This is a genomic window from Mycobacterium sp. NGS63, from assembly GCF_059812295.1.
The window spans coordinates 160,000-183,692 of record NZ_JCALCJ010000010.1; the positions used below are offsets into that span (position 1 = coordinate 160,000).

The window sequence follows — 23,693 nt, forward strand, 5'->3', positions numbered from 1 at the left end:
ATGACGTTGCGAGTGGTACCCGAGGGACTGGCCGCGACCAGCGCGGCCGTGGAGGCGCTGACGGCGCGGCTGGCGGCTGCGCACGCGGCGGCGGCGCCCGCGATCACCGCGGTGGTGCCGCCGGCGGCGGATCCCGTGTCGCTGCAGACCGCGGCCGGGTTCAGCGCCCAGGGCCAGGAGCACGCCGCCATCGCGGCCCAGGGGGTCGAGGAGCTGGGCCGCGCCGGTGTGGGCGTGGGCCAGTCGGGCGTCAGCTATCTCGCCGGCGACACCGCGGCGGCCGCGACCTATGGGACGGCGGCCGGCTAGCAATGAGCTCGCCCATCTGGATGGCATCGCCACCGGAGGTGCATTCGGCGTTGCTGAGTGCCGGTCCGGGGCCGGGGTCGCTGCTGGCGGCCGCCGGGGCCTGGTCGGCGCTGAGCACCGAATACGCCTCGGCGGCAGCCGAACTCGGTGGGCTCCTGGGGGCGGTGCAGGCGGGGGCATGGCAGGGGCCGAGCGCCGAGCGCTACGCGGCGGCGCACGCCCCGTACCTGGCCTGGCTGCAGCAGGCCAGCGCGGACAGCGCCGGCGTGGCCGCCGAGCACGAGGTCGCCGCGACGGCCTACACCACCGCGCTGGCCGCGATGCCGACGCTGTTCGAGCTGGCGGCCAACCACGTCATCCACGGGGTGCTGGTCGCGACGAATTTCTTTGGCATCAACACGATTCCGATCGCGCTGAACGAGGCCGACTACGCGCGGATGTGGGTCCAGGCCGCCACCACGATGGGCGCCTACCAGGCGGCGTCGGGCGCGGCGCTGGCCTCGGCGCCCCGCACCGCGCCGGCGCCGTCCATCGAAAACCAGGGCGCCGCGGCCACCCAGCCGGGTTCGTCGCTCAATCCGTCCGCCCTGCTGTCGCAGCTGCTGTCGCAATACACCAATTTCTACGGAAACATGTTCCAGGAGCTCGCCACGTTCTTCCAGGATCCCGTCGGAAACTCGGTGAAGATCATCCAGGCCTTCATGACGAATCCGTCTGAGGCGCTGGTGCTTTACGGTCCGCTGTTGTTCGCGATCGCCTACCAGGCGTTCTCCTGGGTCGGCGCGTCGATCACGTACCCGTCGCTGTTGCTCAGCCCCTTCCTCGGGCTCATCCTCCCGGTGACCCTGCAACCGGCGCTGGCGCTGGCGGCCGCGGCGGCTCCCGCGCTGGCGGCGCCCGTGGCGGGGGGCGTCGCCGCGACCGCCGTACCCGTTTCCGCGGCGTGGCCGGTGGCCGGCGTCGCCCCGAGCGTCGCGACACCGGCCGCCGCCCCGGCGTCGGTCACCACCGCGGGCGCCGCGTCGCCCGCCGCGCCGGTCCCGGCGACCACCGCCGGAACCTTCGCCTACCTGGTCGGTCTCGGCGGCGGCCCCCCGACCGAGTCCGGGCCGACCGTGGGCGGGCGCGGCGGCGCCAAGGCGCCCGCGGCCACCATCCCCGCGGCCGGTGCGGCCGCGCCCATCCGGGCCGACGCGCGGGCGCGGCGGCGCCGCCGGGCGGCGATGCGCGAATACGGCGACGAGTTCCTGGACATGGACGCCAGCGTCCTACCGGATTTCGGCGCCGACGACGAGCAGCAACTGGTCTCGGCGATGGCCTCCGGGAACGGAGCCGGGGGGCTGGGGTTCGCCGGGACGGTGCGCAAGGACACCGCCGCGGGCGCGGCCGGGCTGACCAAGCTGGCCGGCGACGAGTTCGGCGGTGGCCCGCGCGTGCCGATGGTGCCGGGGACATGGGAAAAGGAGAAAGGGGGAGACGACGGTTCGTAACGCGACAGTCAGCAACCGAAATCCGAAGAGAGCGAAAGGAAACCAAGCACCATGAGTATGTTGGACGCTCATATTCCGCAGTTGGTGGCCGCGCAGTCGGCGTTCAGCGCCAAGGCGGCGCTGATGCGCAGCACGATCAGCCAGGCCGAGCAGGAGGCGATGTCGGCGCAGGCGTTCCACCAGGGCGAGTCGTCGGCGGCGTTCCAGGCCGCGCACGCCCGCTTCGTGGAGGCCGCGGCCCGGATCAACACCCTGCTCGACATCGCCCAGGCCAACCTCGGGGACGCCGCGGGCACCTACGTGGCCGCCGACGCCGCCGCCGCTTCCGGTTACACCGCGTTCTGATCACACCGCCAGCAGCGAAAGGACTTGTGATGTCACAGATCATGTACAACTACCCGGCGATGCTGAGCCACGCGGCGGACATGTCGGGCTACGCCGGCACCCTGCAGGGCGTGGGCGCCGACATCGCCAGCGAGCAGGCCACCCTGTCCAACGCCTGGCAGGGCGACACCGGGATGACCTACCAGGCCTGGCAGGCCCAGTGGAACCAGGCCATGGAGTCGATGGTGCGCGCCTACCAGTCGATGGCCAGCACCCACGAGGCCAACACCACGGCCATGCTCGCCCGCGACCAGGCCGAAGCCGCCAAATGGGGCGGCTAACCACTGTCCACATGACGTAAATGGACCGGGCACCCAACGCCGTCGAGCTGACGGTCGATCACGCGTGGTTCATCGCGGAAACCATTGGCGCGGGCAGCTTCCCGTGGGTTCTCGCGATCACCACGCCCTATCGCGACGCCGCGCAGCGCGCTGAGTTCTTCGAACGCCAGCGCGCCGAGCTGACCCGCATGGGTCTGGTGTCGGGCGACGGATCCATCAACGCGGCGGTCGCGGGGTGGATCAGGGCGGTGTGCTTCCCGGACCGGTGGCTCGACCTGCGCTTCGTGGGACCAGGCACCGCCACCGGTGCGGGCGGGCTGCTGCGCGGCGTGGTCGCGCAGCGCGCCGACACCGGGCTCGCCGGCAAGACCCGCACGGTCGTCGCGCTGCGCAGCGCGCAACTGGTCACGTTCACCGCGATGGACATCGACGACGCGCGGGGGCTGGTCGGAGTCCTCGGCGTCGGGCTCGCGCAACGCCCGCCGGCGCGCTTCGACGAGTTCAGCATGCCCATGCGCGTCGGGTCGCGGGCCGACGAGCGGTTGCGGTCGGGCGCCTCGCTGTCGGAAGTCGTTGACTACCTGGGCATCCCGGCGTCGGCGCGCCCGGTGGTGGAGTCGGTTTTCTCCGGGCCCCGCAGCTACGTCGAGGTCGTCGCCGGCTGCCACCGCGACGGGCGGCACTGCACCAGCGAGGTCGGGTTGAGCATCGTCGACGCCGCCGCGGGGCGCGTGCTGGTCAGCCCGTCGCGCGCCTTCGACGGCGAGTGGGTCTCGACGTTCAGCCCGGGCACCCCGTTCGCCATCGCCGTCGCGGTCGAACAGCTGACCGCCCTGCTGCCGGACGGCCCGTGGTTCCCCGGCCAGCGGCTGTCCCGAGACTTTTCCGCACAGAGTTCATAACAAACGAAATAGAGAAGAGAGAGCAATGTCTTTGCAATGGCTGCAGCGTTCGGCGAGGGCCCGATGACCGCCGTCATGCCGATCGTCCGCGTCGCGATCCTCGCGGACAGCCGGTTGACCGAGATGGCCCTGCCCGCCGAGCTGCCGCTGCGCGAGATCCTGCCCGCGGTCAAGCGTTTGGCGGCGCCGGCCGCCGGAAACGGGGACCCCGACGGCGCCGCGGAAACGCCCCTTGACGCCGCGGCCGTCCAGCTGAGCCTGGCGCCCATCGGCGGGGCGCCGTTCAGCCTGGACGCCAGCCTGGACACCGTCGGGGTCGTCGACGGCGACCTGCTGGCGCTGCAGCCGGTGCCCACCGGCCCGGCCGCACCGGGCATCGTCGAGGACATCGCCGACGCCGCCATGATCTTCTCCACCTCGCGGCTGCGGCCTTGGGGCGCAACGCATATCCAGCGTGGGGCGCTGGCCGCGGCGATCGCCGTGGCGTATCTGGCGACCGCCCTGGGTGTCACCTACCGGGTGGCCAGCGGCGCGCTGGCCGGGCTGGTCGCGGTCGCGGCGATCGCCGCGCTCACCGGGGTTGCCGGCCTGCTGACGATGGCCCGTTCCGGGGCCCGTTCCGAGGCCCGCTCGGCGCGCACCGGAACGGCGCTGACGATCGCGGCGCTGGCGCCCATCGCCGCCGCGCTGGTGTTGGCGGTGCCCGGCCGATTCGGGCCGGCGCAGCTGATGCTGGCCGCGGCCGGGGTCACCGCGTGGTCGCTGATCGCGCTGATGGTTCCCGGCCCGGAGCGCGAACGGGTGGTCGGGTTCTTCACCACCACCGCGGTGGTCGGGGCCGGAGTGTTGCTGGCCGCCGGCGCCGAATTGCTCTGGCATTTCCCGATGTTGACGATCGGCTGCGGGCTGATCGCGGCGGCCTTGCTGGTCACCATCGAGGCCGCCCAGCTGTCCGCGCTGTGGGCGCGCTTCCCGCTGCCGGTCATCCCGGCCCCCGGCGACCCGACCCCGTCCGCGCCGTCGTTGCGGGTGCTCGAGGACCTGCCGCGGCGGGTGCGCATCGGCGACGCGCATCAGAGCGGGTTCATCGCCGCCGCGGTGTTGCTCAGCGTGCTGGGTTCGGTGGCGATCGCGCTGCGGCCGGAGTCGTTGGCGGGCCCGGGCTGGTACGTGGTCGGGGCCGCCGCGGCGACGTCGGTGCTGCGCGCCCGGGTCTGGGATTCGGCCGCCTGCAAGGCGTGGCTGCTCGCGCAGCCGTACCTGGCGGCGGGTGCGCTGCTGGTGCTCTACACCGCGACGGGGCGCTACGCCGCGGCGCTGGGTGCGGCGGTGGTGCTCGTCGCGCTGGCGTTGGTGTGGGCGGTGGTCGCGCTGAACCCGACCATCGCCTCGCCGGAAACCTATTCGCTGCCGCTGCGCCGGCTGCTGGGCCTCGCCGCCGCCGGCCTGGACGCGTCGCTGATTCCCGTCATGGCGTACCTCGTCGGCCTGTTCGCCTGGGTGCTCAATCGATGAAGCGCGGACTGGCCTGCGCCACCGCCGCTGTGGCGGCGGCGCTGTGGACCTGTCCGCCGGCTTTCGCGATCGACCAGCCGAAGGTGGACGCCGACGCGCCGCCGCCCAGCGGGACCCCCGGGCCCGGGCAGCCGATGGAGCAGCGCGGCCCGTGCAGCGTCTCCGGTGTCATCCCCGGCAGCGACCCGGCCGTCGTGACTCCCGGCCAGGCGATGCTGAATCTCCCTGCGGCGTGGGGATTTTCGCGCGGCGAGGGCCAAACCGTGGCCGTCATCGACACCGGGGTGCGGCCGGGACCGCGGCTGCCCAACGTCGATCCCGGCGGCGACTTCGTCGAGACGACCGAGGGCCTGACCGACTGCGACGGGCACGGCACGCTGGTCGCGGGCATCATCGCCGGGCAGCCCGGTGACGACGGGTTCTCGGGCGTGGCGCCGGCGGCGCGGGTGCTGTCGATCCGGATGACGTCGGCGAAGTTCTCGCCGCGCACGCCGGCCGGCGGCGATCCGCAGCAGGCCCGGGCGTCCCTCGACGTCGCGACCCTCGGGCGGGCCATCGTGCACGCCGCCGACCTGGGCGCCCGGGTGATCAACATCTCCGCGATCACCTGCCTGCCCGCCGACCGGCCGGTCGACCAGGCCGCGCTCGGCGCCGCGATCCGGTACGCGGCGGTGGACAGGGACGCGGTGATCGTCGCCGCCGCGGGAAACACGGGCGCCACCGGATCCATCGCCGGCGGCACGTCGTGTGACTCCAACCCGCTCACCGACCTCAGCCGCCCGGACGACCCGCGCAACTGGGCCGGCGTCAAGACGGTGTCCATCCCGTCGTGGTGGCAGCCCTACGTGCTGTCGGCCGCCTCGCTGACACCGGACGCGCAGCCGTCGAACTTCACCATGGCCGGCCCGTGGGTGGGCATCGCGGCGCCGGGGGAGGGCATCGTGTCGGTGAGCAACCGCGACGGCGGCGGCCTCGCGAACGGCCTGCCCGACGACCACCAGCGGATGGTCGCCCTGAGCGGCACCAGCTACGCGGCCGGCTACGTCTCGGGCGTCGCGGCGCTGGTCCGCAGCAAGTACCCGCAGCTGACCGCCACGCAGGTGGTGCAGCGCATCACCGCGACCGCCCACAACGGGGCCCGGGCGCCGTCCAACGTCGTCGGCGCCGGCGCCGTGGACCCGGTGGCCGCGCTGACCTGGGAGCTGCCCGCCGGCAACCCGCCCGGATCGCCGGCGCGGCCGGTCGCCGTTCCGCCGGCGCCCGCCCCCGCCGACACCACCCCGCGGACCGTCGCGTTCGTCGGCACCGCCGCGCTGGCCGTCGTCGTCGCGGTCGCGGCCGCGGTGGCCGCCCTGGCCCGAAAGAAGGAGACCACCCCGTGAGCCGCTCGATACCGACCCCCGGCACCGGCCGGATCACGCTGGCGCTGCTGGCCCTGGTCCCCGCGGTGCTGGCCTGCCCGTGGCGATCGGCCCGCGACTACTGGGTGCTCGGCATCGCCGCGGCCGTCGTGATCGTGCTGTTCGGCTGGTGGCGCGGTCTGCACCTCACCACGATCCTGCGCCGCCGGCTGGCGATGATCCGCCGGGGCGCCGGGTTCGTGCCCGAAACCGACTCCGCCACCAAGGCGACCGCGCTGCTGCGGCTCGGGGCGCCGGTCGGCGACGCGGACGTGCTGCCGCTGCCGCTCGTCGCCGCCTACCTCGACCGCTACGGCATCCGCGCCGACCGGATCCGAATCACCAGCCGCGACAACCCATCCGACCCGTCGCGGCGGGAGACCTGGATCGGGCTGACGGTGTCCGCGGCCGACAACCTGGCGGCGCTGCGGGCGCGCTCACCGCGGATCCCGTTGCACGAGACGGTCCAGGTGGCCGCGCGCCGGCTGGCCGACCACCTGCGCGAGATCGGCTGGGACGCCGGCACCGTCGCTCCCGACGACGTCCCGCGGTTGGTGGCGCCCAACGCCCGCGAATCCTGGCGGGGAGTGCAGCGCGGGACCGCGGATTACGTTGCGGCATACCGGGTTCACGTCGACGACGCGCTGCCGGAAACCCTGGCGGCGATCCGGTCGCACCCGGTGCGCGAAACCTGCACGGCGCTGGAGATCGCCGGCGACGGCGGCCACCGGACCGTCGCGGCGGCGTGCGCGTTCCTGACCGAAACGCCCCCCGGGGGCGCGGCCCCGCTGGCCGGGCTGACCCCGCAACGCGGGAACCACCGGCGGGCGCTCGCCGCGCTGGATCTGCTGTCCACCCAACGGCTCGACGGGCACCGCGACGAGCCCGCCGGCCTGCTGGAGCGGCTGGACTGGCCGACGCCGGAAGCCGGCGCGCACCGGGCACCGCTGGCTAGAACATGACCTCGTGCAGGAACTTCGTCATCCGGCGCAGGTAGTCCAGCTGGCTCACGTGCAGCACGTGGCTGCCGGGAAACCAGTGCAGCGCACAGCGATCCCAGTGCTCCCACAGCATGGTGGCCTGCCCGGGCGGGGCCATCCGGTCCCCAAGGCCGGTGATGATCATGCGGCGGTCCTTGTCGACCAGGGGCCGGTAGTTCAGCGGGCAGTGGTAGGACAGCCCGGCGAGCAGCTCGTCGCGGCCGATGTTGGACATCCGCAGCCCCAGCCCCATGAGCTTGTTGGCCGGGAACCATTCGTCGAACATCGTCGCCGGCGTCACGACGGGGCAGTTGGGGATCACGGCCTCGAGGCGGTCGTCCACCGACGCCACCAGCGCCGAGGTGTAGCCGCCCAGCGAGATGCCGGTCAGGGCGATGCGCTCGACGCCGGTGTGGCGCAGGTAGTCGACGATGGACCGGAAGTCGTGCACGGCCTGGGCCATGGCCTCCGCGAAACCGGACAGGCCGCCGGCGAAATACCCGAAACCGCTGAACGGCGAGCATCTTTCGGCCCGGGGGCCGTGAAACGGCAGCGTGTACATCAGGACGTCGTAGCCGGACCGGTAGTACCAGGGCAGCGTGAAGAACCGCCCGTTGGCCAGATACGACGACCCCATGAAGCCGTGGATGACGCACAGCGTGGGGTGCGGCCCGTCGGCGTGGCGCCAGTGCTGCGCGTGCACGACGTTATTGGACTTCCATGCGCTCCATCGCGCGCGCATCGCGGGGTTGATCGCCCGGAAGCTGCTGGGGAACGAGATGTTGTCCACCGTGCCGTGCGCGACCCACTCCGCGAGCCGGTTGGCCGGCCGCGACGACACCTCGGGCAGCTCGGTGGGCGCCGGAAACGACTTCCCCGGGTCGCGCTCGGCGCCGAGCTCGGCGTAGAAGCGCAGGCTGTCGCGTTCGCTGCCGGAGCGCACGGAGCTGGCGATCACCGCCGGCGTCACGGTGGTGGTCAGCACCGAGGCGACCGCGGTGCGCAGCGCGAGATCCGAGATGGCCGCGGCCTCGACGACCATGCGCTGCCGCGGTGACAGCGCCGACCGCGGCGGCAATCCCTCGGCGCCGGAGGGAACGTCGGCGCCGGGAACATCCGGGACGGGGACCGGGGTGTCGACCGGATCCGAGTCGGGCGTCACATTCGCGATGCTATCCCCCGGTCGGGCGGCGCAAGGGCGGCATGCGGTAATACGGTTTGTCTAGCCACGGTTGTGTGATGGGGTTGATCAGGAGGACCGACATGTGGGATCCCGACGTCTACCTGGCCTTTGCGGACCATCGCAGCCGCCCGTTCTACGACCTGCTGTCGCGGGTGGGGGCCAACCGGGCGCGCCGGGTGGTCGACCTGGGCTGCGGCCCGGGCCACCTGACGCAGTACCTGGCCCGGCGCTGGCCGGACGCGGTGATCGAGGCGGTGGACAGCTCGCCGGAGATGGTGGCCGCGGCCAAGGAACGCGGGATCGACGCCGTCATCGGCGACCTGCGCGACTGGAAGCCCAAGCCCGACACCGACGTGGTGGTGTGCAACGCGGCCCTGCACTGGGTGCCCGAGCACGCCGACCTGATGGTGCGCTGGGCTGATGAGCTGTCGCCCGGCTCGTGGATCGGCGTGCAGATCCCGGGCAACTTCGAGACGCCGTCGCATGCCACGGTGCGGGCGCTGGCCCGCCGGGAACCGTACGCAAAGATCATGCGGGACATACCGTTTCGGGTGGGCGCGGTGGTTCAGCCGCCGATGAACTACGCCAACCTGCTGCTGGACGCCGGATGCAAGGTCGACGTCTGGGAGAGCACCTACCTGCACCAGCTGAGCGGCGAGAACCCGGTGCTGGAATGGATCACCGGCACGGCGCTGGTCCCGGTGCGCGAGCGCCTCGACGACGAGGGCTGGGAGCAGTTTCGAACCGAACTCATCCCGCTGCTCGACGACGCGTACCCGCCCCGGGCCGACGGCACCACGATCTTCCCGTTCCGCCGGGTCTTCATCGTCGCCGAGGTGGGCGGCGCGCTGCGCTCGAGTAAGTAGCCCACCGCCTATTCTTCGATGCCGCGGTCGGCGGCGATCGCCGACCGGCTGGTGGGCGTCATGTGGTGAATCCGCAGGTACGTCTCGGTGTAGCGCTGCGCGATGCGGGAACCCGCGAAATCCGACGGGATGACGTCGCCGGTGCGCTGGCGCCAATCGTCCAGGCGCACAGCAAGATCGGCGGCGATCGCGTCGATCCCCGCGTCCGCCTCGCCGGTCAGCAGGTTGTTGGTCTCGGCGGGATCGCTTCGCAGGTCGTAGAGTTCGCGCTCGGGACGCGGCCCGCTGACGAACGGCGCGACCGCCACGCCCGACGGGCTTTCCTCGATGTCCCACGGCAGGTCGAGCAGCGGCCGGGGCGCGTAGTTCTCGATGTAGCTGTAGTCCTTGGTGCGGATCGCGCGAATGGGGTCGAAGGAGTCGTGGTAGGTCTTCATGGTGTAGACCTGCTCGCGGACGGGCTCGGCCTGCGGGTCCGCCGCCAGCAGCGCGTCGGCGTGTGACACGCCCTCGACGTCGGCCGGCGGGTTGAGACCCAGCAGGCCGAGCAGCGTCGGCACCAGGTCGACGCCGCTGAACAGTTCGTCGTACACGCGCGGCGCCAGCGCGCGCCCCGTGGGGGGACGGATGATCATGCCGATCCCGGTACCGGCGTCGTACAGCGTGGATTTCGCGCGCGGGAACGCGGCGCCGTGATCGGTGAAGAACACCACCCAGGTGTTGGCGTCCAGGCCCGTGTCGGCCAGCACGTCCAGCAGCCGGCCGACGGCGGCGTCGGCGGTGGCGATAGACCCGTAGAACTCGGCGAGGTCGCCACGCACCTCCGGGGTGTCCGGCAGGTAGCCGGGGAGATCGACGCCGGCGGCGTCGGCCGGCTGGTAGCGGTCCCGCGGGTAGGGCCGGTGGGTTTCGAAGAACCCGGCCGTCAACAAAAACGGTTGGCCCGCAAGGTTCCCGGCGCTCTCCCGCAGCCATTCCTCTGACTTGTCGACCACGTACTCGCAGTACGAGTTGGACACGTCGAATTCGTCGAAGCCCAGCCGCTTCGGGTACGACGTCTCGTGTTGCATGCCGAAAAGAACCGAGTACCAACCGGATTCGGACAGCATCTGGGGAAGGGTCCGCACGCCGCTGCGGTATTCCCAGCCGTGGTGGGCCAGCCCCACCAGCCCGTTGCTCTGCGGGTAGCGGCCGGTGAACAGCGATCCGCGCGACGGTGAGCACAGCGGCGCGGTGGCGTGCGCGCTGGTGAACAGGATGCCCTCGGCGGCCAGCCGGTCCAGGCGCGGGCTGGACACGTCCGGGTGGCCGTAGACGCCGAGGTATCGCCCCAGGTCGTGCCAGTGCACGAGCAGCAGGTTTTCTGTCATACGGTCACCTCGACCGGCGACGATACCGCAGGCCCGCCGACGTCCGCGCCGGCCGCCTCGCCGTGTTCACGCTCGGCGCGGTTCGATTGGCCGTTGACCCCATCGGTTCTCGCTGACGAACTCCGGCAGCGGCCGCGCGTAGGCCCACCCGTCGAGCTCCAGCGCCGGGCGATCCGGAAACTCGGGAACCGGGCCCAAACACAGGATGGCCACCGGCTCGGCGCCGGGAGGCATCTCCAGCAGGTCCGCCAGCCGCCGCGGGTCGAACAGCGAAACCCAGCCCATGCCAAGGCCTTCCGAGCGCGCCGCCAGCCACAGGTTCTGGATCGCGCACGACACCGACGCGAGATCCATCGCCGGCAGCGTCCGGCGGCCGAACACGTGCTTGTCGCGGTCGTCGCACAGCGCCACCACGAACAGTTCGGCGCACTCCAGGATGCCCTCGACCTTCAGCGCCATGAACTCCTCGGCGCGCTCGCCCAGGGCCGCCGCGGTGCGCGGGCGTTCCTCGTCGACGAGGGCGTGGATGCGCCGCCGCAGCGCGTCGTCGGTGATCCGGACGAAGCGCCACGGCTGCATCAGCCCGACGCTGGGGGCGGCGTGCGCGGCCTGCAGCAGCCGCGCCAGCACGTCCTCGCCCACCACGGCGCCCGGCGCGAAGCGGCGCATGTCGCGTCGCTCGGAGATCACCCGATACACGGCGCGCCGCTCCTCGGGGCTGTACGCCTGATCGGTCACGCCCGTCATCGTAGGAAACCCGTCACGGGCTATAGGTGACGCCGACCGCGCGCAGGACGTACTCGGGCGGCATGTCGAAGGCCAGCGACCGCCGGGGCAGCCCGGCGAGCACGTCGGCCGGGATGTTGGCCTTGTAGTGCAGCGACAGTTCGCCGCTGAACTTCGGGTCGATCGCGCCGACGTCGACGTCGACCTGCACACCGGTCGACGAGATCTCGACCTTCGCCGCGCCGGTCCGCGGCGCGTCCCAGCGCGCGTTGACGGTCGGCCCGGCCAGCCGGGGCAGCATGGACAGCGTCGCCAGCACCCGCTCGGAGGTGAAGACCAGCGAGCCGGCGTAGCTGGCGACGCTGTGCGGCAACCGCACCCCGGGCAGGACGCCGGAAAAGCGCCGGGTCACCGCGACGTAGTCGGCGAGGTAGACCAGGCCCTCCGCCTCAACCTGAGCGTGCAGATCGGCGGGGAGCTTGCCGATGCCGAACAACCTGCGGACGAAGACCGCCATGACTGCCAGTATGGCCTCCCGCAGCGCCCCCGCGTCTTGGCTGCTGGTATCGGTGTAGCGATGACCCGCCCACCAACCGCCCCGGCCCTCTGCGTCGCGCTGGCGGCGGCGGCCGCCTACGCGGTCATGTGGGTGGGCTACTGGCAGCACTGGAGCTGGCTGCATGCCGTCGACTGGTCGCTGCTGAACGCCGCGCGCGGCGTCGCCGTCGAGCACCCGGCGTGGGTGCGGTTCTGGGACGGGGTGTCGCTGGTGCTCGGGCCCGTGCCGCTGCGGCTGCTGGCCATCGCGGTGGCGGTGGTCGCCCTGGCCGGGCGCAACGTGCGCGCGGCGCTGGTGCTGCTGGCCTGCGGGCCGCTGAGCGGGCTGGTCACGGTGGCGGCCAAGGGCCTGGTGGACCGCCCGCGGCCGTCGACCATGCTGGTGGCGGCGCCGTCGTGGTCGTTTCCCTCGGGGCACGCGCTCGAGGCGACGGCCACGCTCTTGGCCCTGCTGGCCTTCCTGCTGCCGAAGCTGAGCCGCGCGCTGGGGCGCATCGCGATGGCGGTGGCGGCGCTGAGCCTGGTCGCGGTCGGGATCGCCCGGGTGTCGCTGAACGTGCACTACCCGTCCGACGTGCTCGCCGGCTGGTCGCTGGGCTATCTCTATTTCCTGTTGTGCCTGTTGGTGTTTCGGCCCGGCGCGCCCTGCCGAGTGGTCACGGCGCAGTTACCCAACCGGAGCTAAAGCTTTACTTGACCCTGAGCTTCGGGACGCCCGACCATGGAATCCATGCGCCGACTGCTGGTTTCGCTGTGCGCGGCGGCGTGCCTGATCGTCGCGCCCCTGGTGGCGGCACCGGTGAGCGGTGCGGCCACCCCGTGGTTCGCGAACTCGGTTGGCAATGCCACACAGGTGGTTTCGGTCGTCAGCACCGGCGGCTCCAACGCGACCATGGACATCTACCAGCGCACGACCGCCGGCTGGCAGGCGCTCAAGACGGGCATCGGAACCCACGTCGGCTCGGCGGGCATGGCCCCGCAGGCCCGCAGCGGGGTGCCGGCCACCCCCATGGGGGTGTACACCCTGGACTCCGCGTTCGGCACCGCGCCCAATCCCGGTGGGGGACTGCCGTATACGCAAGTCGGGCCCAATCACTGGTGGAGCGGGGACGACCACAGCCCGACCTTCAACAGCATGCAGGTCTGTCAGAAGGCGCAGTGCCCGTTCAGCACCGCCGCCAGCGAGAACCTGCAGATCCCGCAGTACAAGCACGCCGTGGTGATGGGGGTCAACAAGAACAAGACCCCCGGCGGCGGGTCCGCGTTCTTCTTCCACACCACCGACGGCGCGCCCACGGAGGGCTGCGTGGCCATCGACGATCCCACCCTGGTGCAGATCATCCGCTGGCTGCGGCCCGGCGCGGTGATCGCGATCACCAAATAACCGGCCGCCGCTAGGGTGTAGGAGCGTCCGCCCAGCCGGGCTAGTGTTACGCAGGGACGAAAGGCGCCTTCGCAATGACAGAGCTGGTTACCGGGAAATCGCTGCCCAACGTCGTCGTCACCGGCATCGCCATGACGACCGCATTGGCCACTGACGCCGAGAACACCTGGAAGTTGTTGCTGGACAGCCAAAGCGGCATCCGCACCCTCGACGATTCGTTCGTCGAGCACTACGACCTTCCGGTGCGCATCGGCGGGCACCTGCTGGAGGAATTCGACGACGGATTGACGCGCGCCGAGCGGCACCGGATGGGTTACCTGCCACGGATGTCCACCACGTTGGGCCGCCGGGCGTGGGAGGACGCCGGCTCGCCCGAGGTGGACCCCAACCGGCTGCTGGTGTCCATCGGCACGGGGCTGGGCTCGGCCGAGCAGATCGTGTTCAGCTACGACGACATGCGCGCCCGCGGGATGAAGGCGGTGTCGCCGCTGGCGGTGCAGAAGTACATGCCCAACAGCGCGGCGGCGGCGGTCGGGCTGGAGCGGCACGCCAGGGCCGGTGTCATCACGCCGGTGTCGGCGTGCGCGTCGGGCTCGGAGGGCATCGCGCAGGCGTGGCGCAGCATCGTGTTCGGCGAGGCCGACGTCGCGATCTGCGGGGGCGTCGAGGTCAAGATCGAGGCGGTGGCGATCGCGGCGTTCGCCCAGATGCGCATCGTGATGTCCACCAAGAACGACGACCCCGCGGGCGCGTGCCGCCCGTTCGACCGCGACCGGACCGGGTTCGTGTTCGGCGAGGCCGGCGCGCTCATGGTGATCGAGACCGAGGAGCACGCCAAGGCCCGCGGCGCCAGGATCCTGGCCCGGCTGATGGGGGCGAGCATCACCTCCGACGGCTACCACATGGTGGCTCCCGACCCCAACGGCCAGCGCGCCGGGCACGCGATGAGCCGGGCGATCCAGCTTGCGGGGCTGAGCCCAAGCGACATCGGCCACGTCAACGCGCACGCCACCGGCACGTCGGTGGGGGACGTGGCCGAGGGCAAGGCCATCAACAACGCGCTGGGACCGCACGGCGGCAACGCCGCGGTGTACGCGCCCAAGGCGGCGCTGGGCCACTCGGTGGGTGCGGTCGGCGCGGTGGAGTCGATCCTGACCGTGCTCGCGCTGCGCGACCAGGTCATCCCGCCGACACTGAACCTGGAAAACCTCGATCCCGAAATCGATTTGGACGTGGTGGCGGGCAAGCCGCGGCACGGCAACTTCGACTACGCGATCAACAACTCGTTCGGATTCGGCGGCCACAACGTGGCCATGGCCTTCGGGAAGTACTAAGCCAAAGCGCGCCCGGGCTTGACCTTGAAGTCCATGCCCGCCAACGACATCGTGGCGTCGTAGGTCCGGTCGTAGCCGGTGCCGCTGATCTTCCAGCCGGCGTCGGTGCGCCGGTAGGAGTCGCGGTAGAACGCCGCGCCGATCAGCATGAAGTTCAGCTCGGCGACGATGACCCGGTCCTGCAAATACCAGCTGCCCGAAGCGGTGTCGCCGGTCACCACGATCTCGGGGTGGGTGACGCGGTGCTCGGTGATGACGTTCGGGCCCAGCGACGAGCGCATGTAATCCACCAGCTCGGTGCGGTTGGTGAAGTGCAGCTCGTTGCCGATCGACGGGCCGTAGTCGGCCTTGATGTCCTCGGCCAGGGTGTCGGCGAAGTCGTCCCAGTGCTTGGTGTCCAGCGCGCGCAGGTAGCGGTACTTGACCTGCTTGATGGCTTCGATGTCGGCGAGATCTTGAGGGGTCATCCCGTCATTGCAACACACGGGTGGCCATGTCGATCAGGGCGCGTCGTTCCCGGCTCCAGTCGACGTCGGTCCCGGTGAGCATCTGCGCCAGCACCACACCGCGCAGGGTGGCCCAGATCACCTCGGCCACACCGGCTTTGGCGGGATCGTCGGTGATCAGCCGGCCCAGCTGGCCGATCGCGGAGTTCATCTCGAGCAGGTGGCGCCGCGACGATCCGCCGCGGGTGGCGCGCAGGATCTCGAACGCGGCCATCGACGTCGGGCTGCTGTAGCAGCTCCAGGCGGTGTCGACGACGACCTCGATGCGCTCGCGCAGCGGGAGCTCGCTGACGTGGGCCGACGACAGGCTGTCGACCAGCCGGGCCACGCCGTCGTCGACGACGGCCGTCAACAGGCCGTTGCGGTCCCCGAAGTGGTACTGGATGACACCCCAGGTGACGCCGGCGCGCTCGGCCACGTGCTTGGCGGTCGCGGCGGCGAACCCCTCCTCCACGATGCAGCGCACCGTCTCGTCGATGATCTTGGCGCGGGTGTCGTCGCCGCGCTTGCGTGGCGCGGTGGTGCGCCGGGTCGGACCGGCGGGACGTGCGGCGACGGGCATTGTTGACTTTATAACATAGACAGATTTATTTTTGGGCGGTGAGCCCATCCCGATACGCGCGGCTGTCCCGTCAGGAGCTGTCCGTCCTGGTTCCCGAACTGCTCCTGATCGGTCACATGATCGATCGCTCGGGCATGGCCTGGTGCATCACGGAATTCGGCCGCGAAGAGATGGTGCAGATCGCCATCGAGGAGTGGGCCGGCGCCAGCCCGATCTACACCAGGCGCATGCAGCGGGCGCTGAACTACGAGGGCGACGACGTCCCCACCATCTTCAAGGGCCTGCAGCTCGACATCGGCGCGCCGCCGCAGTTCATGGACTTCCGCTACACCATCCACGACCGCTGGCACGGCGAATTCCAGCTCGACCACTGCGGGGCGCTGCTCGACGTCGAGCCCATGGGCGACGAGTACGTCTTCGGGATGTGCCACACCATCGAGGACCCGACCTTCGACGCCACCGCGGTCGCGACCAACCCGCGCGCGCAGATGCGTCCCATCCACCGGCCGCCGCGCCAGCCGGCGGATCGGCACCCGCACTGCGCGTGGACCGTCATCATCGACGAGTCCTATCCCGAGGCCCAGAGCATCCCGGCGCTGGACATCATCCGCCAAACCCGCGCCGCCACATGGGAATTGGATCCCATTGACCGCTCCGACGAGGGGCGGGGCGACTACTCGGGGCCGCTGCTGTCCGATCTCGACTTCGCCGCCTTCTCGCATTCGGCGCTGGTCCGCATGGCCGACGAGGTCTGCCTGCAGATGCACCTGCTGTACCTGTCGTTTGCCGTGGCGGTGCGGGCGCGCGCGGCCGACGACGCCCAGGCCGTCTCGGTGGGCACCCGCGGCCTGACCGGCCTGGCCGGGCTGGGGGCCGAGCGGATCCACCGCGCGCTCCGCCTGCCCGGCGGAATCGACGGAGCGCGAAGGGTGCTCGAGTTGCACCCGCTGCTCAACCCCGCGGGCTACGTCGTCGCCGAGGCGGAAGGCAACCGGCTGACCGTGCGCGCCTCGCCGGCCCACGACGACGGCGCCTGGATCTCGCTGTGCTCGCCGGAATCCGTGCAGCCGCTGCAGGCGATCGCCACCGCGGTGGACCCGCGCCTGCGGGTCCGGGTCAGCGGCACCGACACCGAGTGGACCGCGGAACTGGCCGAAACCGACACCCCCGCGGCCGAGCTGTCCGAGGTGTCGGTGGCCAAATTCAGTGGCGGGTCGACGTTCCAGTTCGAGCCGAGGCGTTCGCTGCCGCTGACCGTGGTGTAATCCCGTTTGGCTTCATTTGTCAATGGGTATTTGATACCGCTTCGGTGACACAATCACATCGAGCCGATACCAATGGCATTGCAAGCCATCGGCTTTGCGCGTGTCCGCGGCTATGGTTAACGCTGGCCAAGACCTAGAAACCGCTGTAGATCCCCTGTAGACGAAGGTTTTCGCTCTATGTACGACCCAGTGGGGTTGTCGATCGGGACCACGAACCTGGTCGCCGCGCGCAATGAAAGCCCGCCGGTGGCACGCCGTGCGGTGCTGACGCTGTACCCGCACTGCGCACCGAAAGTCGGTCTGCCCACCGAAGATCCGAACCTGACCGAGCCGGGCGTGCTCATGCGCGGCTTCGTCGAGCGCATCGGTGACTCGGTCGCGCTGGTGTCGCCCGACGGTTCCGCGCACGACCCCGACCTCCTCATGGTCGAGGCCCTGGACGCGATGATGGTGTCCGCCGGCGCGGACGCCGCCGGCTCGGAGATCTCCATCGCCGTGCCCGCGTACTGGAAGCCCGGCACGGTGCAGGCGCTGCGCAACGGGTTGCGCACGCATCTGGGCTTCGTGCGCAGCGGCATGGCGCCGCGGCTGGTCTCGGACGCGATCGCGGCGCTGACGGCGGCCAACGCCGAGCTGTGCCTGGCGGCGACGGGCGTGGTCGCGCTGCTCGACTTCGGCGGCGGCGGCACCTCGGCCACCTTGATCAGCCTCAAGGGGGACTTCGAACTCGTCAGCCCCACAATGCGTTACGCCGCGTTCTCCGGCGACGAGATCGACCAGGCGCTACTGCTGAAGGTCTTCGAGGAGCTCGGGCACGGCAGCGGCATCGACCCGGCCAGCACCGCCGGCGTCGGGCAACTCGGCCTGCTCCGGGAGCAGTGCCGCGAGGCCAAGGAACGGCTGTCCACCGAAACGGTGGCCGAGTTCGCCGCCGAGCTCGGCGGGCGACGGTGCACCATGAAGCTGACGCGCGACGAGCTGGGCGACCTGATCGGAGACCGCCTGTCGGGCTTCATCTACGCGTTCGACGAGATGCTGGTCCGCCACAAAAGGGGCTGGGCGGACCTGTCGGCGGTGGTCACGGTCGGCGGCGGCGCCAGCATTCCGCTTGTCACCGAACGCCTTTCGGTGCACGGCCGCCGACCGGTGGTCAGCCCGTCGCAGCCGGGGCACGCCGCCGCCCTCGGCGCGCTGCAGCTGGCCTCCCGCGGCGAGGAGCTGGACCTGCGCACGCGCACGTCCATCGGCCTGCTCACGGCGGCCGCCGGCGAGATCGTCGAGCTGCCGGCCGGCGACGTGCTGGTAATCGACGACGAGGCGCTCACCGACCGCGAATTGGCCTGGTCGCAAACGGAATTCCCGGGTGACATCCGGGTGCCGTACAGCCCCGCCGCCTTCGAGGAGGACGGTCCGGCCGGGTGGTCGATGCGCCTGAACGTCATCGAGCCGCCCAAGGAAAAGCCGTGGCGGCGCCTGCGGCTGTCGCAGCTGATCGTCGGGATGTGCGCGGTCGTCGCCATGACCGCCGTCGGCGGGGTGGCCTACACGTTGACGGGCATCGAAAACCGCCCGGCCCCGCCGCCCACCGTCGCGCCGCTGCCGCTGCCGCCCGTCAGCTCGCTGGCGCCGAGCCCGCCGCCCCCGACACCCGTGCCGCCGCCGCCCAGCGCGCAGCCGGTGCCCAGCCCGGCGCCACCCCCGCCGCCGCCGTCGCCCCCGCCACCGCCGGCGCCGGTGATCGTGACCACCCCGCCGCCCGTCGCGACCACCCGGCACCCCCCGCCGCCCCCGCCGGCCACAACAACGCAGCCGCCCGCGCCGACGACGACGGCGATGACCACCCCGCCGGCGCCGTCCACCACGACTCCGTCACCCACGCCGTCGACCCCGACGACGACCGTGCCCATGACGACGGAGTGGATCCACGTTCCGCTGCTGCCGGTGCCGATCCCGGTTCCGGTGCCCGCGAACCAGGCCCCCCAGGCGCCTCCGGTCCCGCAGTACCCGCAGTATCCGCAGAGCCCGCAGAACCCGTTCTTGAGCCCGGGTTACTGAGTCCCGCCACGAGCGCGCCCGGCCGCACGCGGGTAGCGTGGTGTCACCGGTTCGGGCGGGGGCCGCTTCGTGATGCCCTCGTGGGGGACCTTGGAGGCGCAAAGTGGACATCGTGCTCGGAGTCTCGATGGCTCCGACCGCCGTCCGCCTGGTGCTCGTGGAGGGCCAGGACGCTGACGGCGTCACAGTCGAGCAGGACGAGTTCGACATCGCCGCGACCGACGGCGCGGCGGCTGCGGCCGGCCCTGACCAGGTGATCGACGCGATCGTCGGCACCCGGGAGGGCGCGGCCGAGGGCGGCTATCGCCTGGCCTCGACGGGGGTGACGTGGACCGACCCCGCCGAGTCCGCGGCGCTGCGCGACGCGATCGCGTCTCACGATGTCGGCAGCGTCATGCTGGTCTCCCCGTTGCTGGCCGCGGCCGCGCTGGCGCAGACGGTCGGCCATTCGATCGGCTACGAGCACATCGCGATGCTCTTCGTCGAGGGCGACAGCGCGACGCTGGCCGTCGTCGACGTCGCCGACGGTTCCATCGTCGACCTGCACCGGCGGCAGCTGGTCGGGGGCACCGCGGCCGAGCTGGCCGCCATGGTCGCCGGGCTGGACACGCCCACGTCGCGCGCCGACGGCGTGTTCGTCGTGGGCAGCGGCGCGGGCTGCGGGGCCGATGTGGTTGCGATCAAGGCCGCGCTCGAGGCGACGACCGCCTTCGAGGTGTCCGTGCCCGAGGAGCCGGAGATGGCGCTCGCCCGGGGCGCGGCGCTGGCGTCGGCGAACGCGCCGCTGTTCGCGTCCTCGACCGCCGCCCTGGCCTATTCGCTGGATCCGGGCACCGGTGAGGTGCATCCGCGCGGGCTCAGCCCCACCTACCTCGACGTCTCCGGCAACGCCGCCCCGGAGACCGGCGCGCTGGCCTACAGCGCGCTGAACGACGAGGCCGACAGCGCCGACGACGCGCGGCCGCGGCGCCGCGGGCCGGCCATGCTGGTCGGCGGCGCGCTCGCCGGGATCGCGGCCGTCGCGGCCGGGGCGGTCGTGGTGTCGCTGACGTCGGACGCGCCGGTGCCGTCCCCGCAGCCGAGCCCGCACGCGGTCGCCCCGCAGAACCTGGTGCCGCCCCCGTCGGCGCCGCCGCCCGCCCCCAGCCCGCCGCCGCAGGCGCCGCCGCCCGCGCCCGAGGTGGCCGCCCCGGCACCGGCGCCCGCGCCCCAGGTGGCCGCCCCGGCGCCCGAGGTGGCCGCGCCGCCACAGCCGGCGCCGCTGCCCCGTCGCGCATCCACCTGGCGAGCACCGGAGTCGGCCCCCGCGCCGCAGGCCCCGGCGCCGCAGCCGGCCGCCCCGCCCCCGCAGCCGGCCGCCCCGCCGCCGGCCGCGCCGCCCGCGCCCGCGTCGCCGCCGATGACGATGTACCTGCACCTCCCGTTCGTCACGGTGCCGATCCCGATCAATCCGCCGCCACCGCCCGCGCCGCCGCCCGGCCCGTAGCCCGATGGCGAACACCGGCGACCGGGCGCACACTGGGCATTGACACTGTGACGGCAAGGAGGCCTGCGTGGGCGAGCATGGTGCGTTCGGATTCGATCCCGAGGAGTTCGACCGCCTGATCAGGGAGGGCAGCGAGGGCCTGCGCGACGTGTTCGAGCGGGTCGGCAGGTTCGTCGGCGGTCCCGGCGGCCGGGCGGGCTGGTCGGCGGTCTTCGAGGACCTGTCGCGGCGGCCCCGGCCGGAGCCGGAGACCGCGGGCGAGGCGGGCGACGGCGTGTGGGCCATCTACACCGTCGACGACGACGGCGGCGCCCACGTCGAACAGGTCTACGCGACCGAGCTCGACGCGCTGCGCGCCAACAAGAACAACCTCGATCCCAAGCGCAAGGTCCGCTTCCTGCCCTACGGCATCGCGGTCAGCGTGCTCGACGACGATTCGGACGAATCCGACGGCGACTAGCTGGCTGTCGTCGAGTGTGAAGCCAGGGCGTCGAGTGTGAGCACAGGGCGGGATTTCGGCTCTGCTGCCGCCCTGGCTTCACAGCCGAAGCCGTGGCTTCACACTCAAAACTCAAGCCGCGCCGTGCATTTGGCCTCGCCGGCCGGCTAGCCCCGCTGCACCGCGTTCGAGCCGCCGGAATTGCTGATCTTCGGGTTGCCCGAGTGGTAAGTGATCTTGTTGTCGAAGCCGGAGGCGTCGATGCTGTCGACGGCGTCGACGGTGATCGCGTTCTGCACGCCGGACACCGTGAGCCTCGCGCAGTGGCCCGTGATCACGACCGTGTTGGACACGCCGCTCACGCTCACGACGTTGTCGTTGCAGGCGATCGTCCGGTTTTCGTTGATGCCGGCGACGCTGAGGCTGGCGCCCGGCGACGGCCTGGGTGACGCGGGTGACGCGGGTGACGTCGACGGCGCCGACGGCCTGGCCCGCGTGCTCGACGGGCCGAACGTCGCGGAGACGCTCGGCGGCGAGCTGATGATCGACCGGACACCCGAAAGCTGGTGCGCGGCCAAGGCGGCGATGCCCCCCGCCACCGCGAGCAACGCGATGACGATGAACGTCCCCACCACCCACCACGCCCGGTTGCCCGACGGCGACCGCGGCGGCGGGCCGGCGTAGGTCCAGGGGCTGGGTGGCGGTGGCGGCGCCGCCGGGCCGGACGAATACGGGTAGCCCCCGGGCGGCTGCGCTTGTCCGGACTCGGACGCGCGTGCCGCGTCGGCCAGGGGGCGCTCGAGTTCCCGGATGCGTTCTTCCGGGTCGTCCTGCGAGTTCATGAGGTGATGCTCCCACCGCGGCGCGCGTCGTATGGGTAGTTTCAGCACCGTGCCCGACTTGCCCAACCGCCAGATCCTGTTGCGCCGCCGCCCGAGCGGGCTGGTCCAGCCCGGTGACACCGAGCTGGTCACCACCCCGGCGCCCGAGCCCGCCGACGGCGAGGCGCTGGTGCGCACCACCTACGTCGGGCTCGACGCCGCCGTGCGCACCTGGCTGAACGACCAGCCGGGCTACCTGCCGCCGGTGCAGGTGGGCGAGGTCATCCGGGCGGCCGGGATCGGCGAGGTGGTGGCGACGCGCTGCGACGCCTTCGAGGTCGGCGACGTCATCACCACGCTGACGGGCTTCCAGGAGTACGTGATCGTGCGCGACGACGTGTTCAGCACGCCCATCCCGGGCAAGGCGGCCGTCGACCAGCTGGCGGTGATGTCCGTGTACGGCCCGACCGGGGCGACGGCCTACATCGGGATGATGGACATCGGCCGGCCCCAGCCCGGGGAGACGGTGGTGGTGTCGGCCGCCGCGGGGGCCACCGGGTCGGTGGCCGGGCAGATCGCCAAGATCGCCGGCGCCCGGGTGGTGGGCATCGCCGGCGGCCCGGAGAAGTGCCGGGCGGTGGTGGAGGACTTCGGGTTTGACGCGTGCATCGACTACAAGAACGAGGACGTGGCGGCCGCGCTCAAGCAGCACTGCCCGAAACGGGTCAACGTCTACTTCGACAACGTCGGGGGGCCGATCCTCAACGCGGTGCTCGGCAGGCTGGCGACCAAGGCGCGGGTGGTGCTGTGCGGCGTCATCTCCAGCTACCTCAGCGGCGAGCACCCGGGGCCGGCCAACTACGTGAACCTGTTGTCCAAGACGGCCCTGATGCAGGGGTTCAACGCGCTCGACGACTGGGGCCGCTTCGACGAGGCGTTCGCGGCGCTGCGCCAGTGGGAGCACGAGGGCCGGATCCGGCACCGCCAGACCGTGTTTGAGGGCGTCGAGTCCTGCGTCGACGCCCTCAACGGCCTGTTCACCGGGGCCAACATCGGCAAGATGCTGGTCAAGCTGAGCGAACCGGCGACCGGTTAGGCTTCGCCCAGGACCCGGTGTAGCGCCTTCTTCGCGTCGGTCAGGGCCGCCAGCACCGTGGTGCGGGTCTCGGCGAGCTGCTGCTTCTGCTCGTCGGTGCCCGACCAGGTGATGGTGCGGGCCAGCCCGGCGATCTCGAAGAGTTCCCGGCGGATCTTGAACACGTCGCCGAATTTCGCCGCGCGCCCCAGGAAGGCGTGCGCGGTCTCGCTGCTGACCCCGCGCCAGGCCAGCAGGTTGCGGCCCAGCTCGGTCAGGGTCGCCACGCCGTTGTCGACCGTGACGACGCCGCGGCCGGCGAGCAGCCCGATGGCCAGCTCCGCCACGTCCTGCGGCGGGGTGAACGCGCCCTCGGTCGCGTCGGACACCCGCTGCACGACCTGCGCGGCGTCGGCCGGCCCGTCGAGCAGCAGCGCCGCGGTCACGAACGCCGCCCGCTTGAGGAAGTGCCGCCCGTGACGGCCGCCGGGGCCGCCCTTGAAGCCGGGCCCACCCGGAAAGCCGGGGCCGCCCGGGAAACCGGGGCCGCCGAACCCGCCGTGCCCCCAGCCCCTTTCGCCCCAACCGCCGGGGCCACCGAAGAATCAACCAGACATCGCTGTCGTTCCTTTCCACATCGGAGTATCAACTTCCTTGATACCACCGGCGCACGGGATGTCAAGGAAGTTGATGATGGGGGCCGCATGCGGGGGCGGCCGTCCCGCCGATGAACCGGTTTCGGCGCGTTAGCAGTGGTTATTCCCCCGAAACGGGTCCGGACGCGCCGTCGGCAGAGGTGCGA

General features: G+C 71.8%; 23 protein-coding genes and 2 pseudogenes. 17 read left to right on the top strand and 8 right to left on the bottom strand.

Annotated features, from left to right (window positions below):
• The 8 genes and pseudogenes from AC5Y4Z_RS23175 to eccE all read left to right on the top strand — a co-directional run bounded on the left by AC5Y4Z_RS23175 (window position 1) and on the right by eccE (window position 7,243).
• A complete protein-coding gene (locus AC5Y4Z_RS23175; RefSeq protein WP_499967248.1) occupies window positions 1-309 on the top strand; it encodes a PE family protein in 309 nt (102 codons plus the stop codon).
• 2 nt (window positions 310-311) lie between these two features.
• Window positions 312-1,799 (top strand): PPE family protein, encoded by a 1,488-nt coding sequence (locus AC5Y4Z_RS23180; RefSeq protein ID WP_499967249.1) that lies wholly within the window; start codon window positions 312-314, stop codon window positions 1,797-1,799.
• A 51-nt stretch (window positions 1,800-1,850) separates the two neighbouring features.
• Window positions 1,851-2,144 carry a type VII secretion system protein EsxG gene (gene esxG, locus AC5Y4Z_RS23185; RefSeq protein WP_499967250.1) on the top strand — a complete coding sequence of 98 codons (294 nt, stop codon included), beginning with the start codon at window positions 1,851-1,853 and terminating at the stop codon, window positions 2,142-2,144.
• A 29-nt stretch (window positions 2,145-2,173) separates the two neighbouring features.
• Entirely contained in the window at window positions 2,174-2,464 is a 291-nt protein-coding gene (locus AC5Y4Z_RS23190) for a WXG100 family type VII secretion target (RefSeq protein WP_499967251.1), read from the top strand.
• A gap of 20 nt (window positions 2,465-2,484) precedes the next feature.
• Window positions 2,485-3,366 (top strand): ESX secretion-associated protein EspG, encoded by an 882-nt coding sequence (locus AC5Y4Z_RS23195; protein WP_499967252.1) that lies wholly within the window; start codon window positions 2,485-2,487, stop codon window positions 3,364-3,366.
• Between the two features lie 63 nt (window positions 3,367-3,429).
• Window positions 3,430-4,881, top strand: a complete 1,452-nt coding sequence (gene eccD, locus AC5Y4Z_RS23200) for a type VII secretion integral membrane protein EccD (protein WP_499967317.1) — start codon at window positions 3,430-3,432, stop codon at window positions 4,879-4,881.
• Window positions 4,878-6,264 (top strand): annotated as a pseudogene (mycP, locus tag AC5Y4Z_RS23205) (type VII secretion-associated serine protease mycosin); the annotation flags it as partial. The gene eccD and the pseudogene mycP, both read left to right, overlap by 4 nt.
• The gene (gene eccE / locus AC5Y4Z_RS23210) at window positions 6,260-7,243 is read left to right on the top strand and encodes a type VII secretion protein EccE (protein ID WP_499967253.1); all 984 of its coding nucleotides are present in this window, start codon (window positions 6,260-6,262) and stop codon (window positions 7,241-7,243) included. The pseudogene mycP and the gene eccE, both read left to right, overlap by 5 nt.
• On the opposite strand, the gene AC5Y4Z_RS23215 is transcribed toward eccE, so the two are convergent.
• Entirely contained in the window at window positions 7,233-8,423 is a 1,191-nt protein-coding gene (locus tag AC5Y4Z_RS23215; RefSeq protein WP_499967254.1) for an alpha/beta hydrolase family protein, read from the bottom strand. The genes eccE and AC5Y4Z_RS23215 overlap by 11 nt on opposite strands.
• A gap of 101 nt (window positions 8,424-8,524) precedes the next feature.
• Between AC5Y4Z_RS23215 and AC5Y4Z_RS23220 the strand changes: the two genes are divergently transcribed.
• A complete protein-coding gene (locus AC5Y4Z_RS23220) occupies window positions 8,525-9,310 on the top strand; it encodes a trans-aconitate 2-methyltransferase (RefSeq protein ID WP_499967318.1) in 786 nt (261 codons plus the stop codon).
• Between the two features lie 8 nt (window positions 9,311-9,318).
• On the opposite strand, the gene AC5Y4Z_RS23225 is transcribed toward AC5Y4Z_RS23220, so the two are convergent.
• The 3 genes from AC5Y4Z_RS23225 to AC5Y4Z_RS23235 form a co-directional block, all read right to left on the bottom strand.
• Window positions 9,319-10,680 (bottom strand): sulfatase family protein, encoded by a 1,362-nt coding sequence (locus AC5Y4Z_RS23225; protein WP_499967255.1) that lies wholly within the window; start codon window positions 10,678-10,680, stop codon window positions 9,319-9,321.
• A gap of 66 nt (window positions 10,681-10,746) precedes the next feature.
• Window positions 10,747-11,427, bottom strand: coding sequence for a 5,6-dimethylbenzimidazole synthase (gene bluB, locus AC5Y4Z_RS23230; protein ID WP_499967256.1), 681 nt, complete (start codon window positions 11,425-11,427; stop codon window positions 10,747-10,749).
• 13 nt (window positions 11,428-11,440) lie between these two features.
• Window positions 11,441-11,923: a hypothetical protein gene (locus AC5Y4Z_RS23235; RefSeq protein WP_499967257.1), complete on the bottom strand. Its 483-nt coding sequence runs from the start codon at window positions 11,921-11,923 to the stop codon at window positions 11,441-11,443.
• A gap of 60 nt (window positions 11,924-11,983) precedes the next feature.
• Here AC5Y4Z_RS23235 and AC5Y4Z_RS23240 point away from each other — a divergent pair, with 60 nt between their 5' ends.
• The 3 genes from AC5Y4Z_RS23240 to kasB all read left to right on the top strand — a co-directional run bounded on the left by AC5Y4Z_RS23240 (window position 11,984) and on the right by kasB (window position 14,682).
• Window positions 11,984-12,649, top strand: a complete 666-nt coding sequence (locus AC5Y4Z_RS23240) for a phosphatase PAP2 family protein (protein WP_499967258.1) — start codon at window positions 11,984-11,986, stop codon at window positions 12,647-12,649.
• A 45-nt stretch (window positions 12,650-12,694) separates the two neighbouring features.
• Window positions 12,695-13,348 carry a L,D-transpeptidase family protein gene (locus tag AC5Y4Z_RS23245; protein ID WP_499967259.1) on the top strand — a complete coding sequence of 218 codons (654 nt, stop codon included), beginning with the start codon at window positions 12,695-12,697 and terminating at the stop codon, window positions 13,346-13,348.
• A 74-nt stretch (window positions 13,349-13,422) separates the two neighbouring features.
• Window positions 13,423-14,682, top strand: a complete 1,260-nt coding sequence (gene kasB, locus AC5Y4Z_RS23250) for a 3-oxoacyl-ACP synthase KasB (protein WP_499967260.1) — start codon at window positions 13,423-13,425, stop codon at window positions 14,680-14,682.
• Here kasB and AC5Y4Z_RS23255 read toward each other — a convergent pair.
• Both AC5Y4Z_RS23255 and AC5Y4Z_RS23260 read right to left on the bottom strand, forming a co-directional pair.
• Window positions 14,679-15,167, bottom strand: a complete 489-nt coding sequence (locus AC5Y4Z_RS23255) for a nuclear transport factor 2 family protein (RefSeq protein ID WP_499967261.1) — start codon at window positions 15,165-15,167, stop codon at window positions 14,679-14,681. The two genes, kasB and AC5Y4Z_RS23255, sit on opposite strands and share 4 nt — an antisense overlap.
• A complete protein-coding gene (locus AC5Y4Z_RS23260; protein WP_499967262.1) occupies window positions 15,154-15,750 on the bottom strand; it encodes a TetR/AcrR family transcriptional regulator in 597 nt (198 codons plus the stop codon). The genes AC5Y4Z_RS23255 and AC5Y4Z_RS23260 overlap by 14 nt, the downstream gene beginning before the upstream one ends.
• 38 nt (window positions 15,751-15,788) lie before the next feature.
• Between AC5Y4Z_RS23260 and AC5Y4Z_RS23265 the strand changes: the two genes are divergently transcribed.
• The 4 genes from AC5Y4Z_RS23265 to AC5Y4Z_RS23280 all read left to right on the top strand — a co-directional run bounded on the left by AC5Y4Z_RS23265 (window position 15,789) and on the right by AC5Y4Z_RS23280 (window position 21,016).
• The gene (locus AC5Y4Z_RS23265) at window positions 15,789-17,015 is read left to right on the top strand and encodes a hypothetical protein (RefSeq protein ID WP_499967263.1); all 1,227 of its coding nucleotides are present in this window, start codon (window positions 15,789-15,791) and stop codon (window positions 17,013-17,015) included.
• A gap of 177 nt (window positions 17,016-17,192) precedes the next feature.
• Entirely contained in the window at window positions 17,193-19,070 is a 1,878-nt protein-coding gene (locus AC5Y4Z_RS23270) for an Hsp70 family protein (protein WP_499967264.1), read from the top strand.
• Window positions 19,071-19,173: 103 nt separating this feature from the next.
• Window positions 19,174-20,556, top strand: coding sequence for a DUF7159 family protein (locus AC5Y4Z_RS23275; protein WP_499967265.1), 1,383 nt, complete (start codon window positions 19,174-19,176; stop codon window positions 20,554-20,556).
• A 67-nt stretch (window positions 20,557-20,623) separates the two neighbouring features.
• Window positions 20,624-21,016, top strand: a complete 393-nt coding sequence (locus tag AC5Y4Z_RS23280; RefSeq protein ID WP_499967266.1) for an Rv0313 family protein — start codon at window positions 20,624-20,626, stop codon at window positions 21,014-21,016.
• A 146-nt stretch (window positions 21,017-21,162) separates the two neighbouring features.
• Here AC5Y4Z_RS23280 and AC5Y4Z_RS23285 read toward each other — a convergent pair whose 3' ends face one another.
• Window positions 21,163-21,837 (bottom strand): DUF3060 domain-containing protein, encoded by a 675-nt coding sequence (locus AC5Y4Z_RS23285; protein WP_499967267.1) that lies wholly within the window; start codon window positions 21,835-21,837, stop codon window positions 21,163-21,165.
• 49 nt (window positions 21,838-21,886) lie between these two features.
• Between AC5Y4Z_RS23285 and AC5Y4Z_RS23290 the strand changes: the two genes are divergently transcribed.
• Window positions 21,887-22,912 carry an NADP-dependent oxidoreductase gene (locus AC5Y4Z_RS23290; RefSeq protein ID WP_499967268.1) on the top strand — a complete coding sequence of 342 codons (1,026 nt, stop codon included), beginning with the start codon at window positions 21,887-21,889 and terminating at the stop codon, window positions 22,910-22,912.
• On the opposite strand, the pseudogene AC5Y4Z_RS23295 reads toward AC5Y4Z_RS23290, so the two are convergent.
• Window positions 22,909-23,493: pseudogene (locus AC5Y4Z_RS23295) on the bottom strand (hypothetical protein); the annotation flags it as partial. The gene AC5Y4Z_RS23290 and the pseudogene AC5Y4Z_RS23295 overlap by 4 nt on opposite strands.
• Window positions 23,494-23,693: the final 200 nt, after the last annotated feature.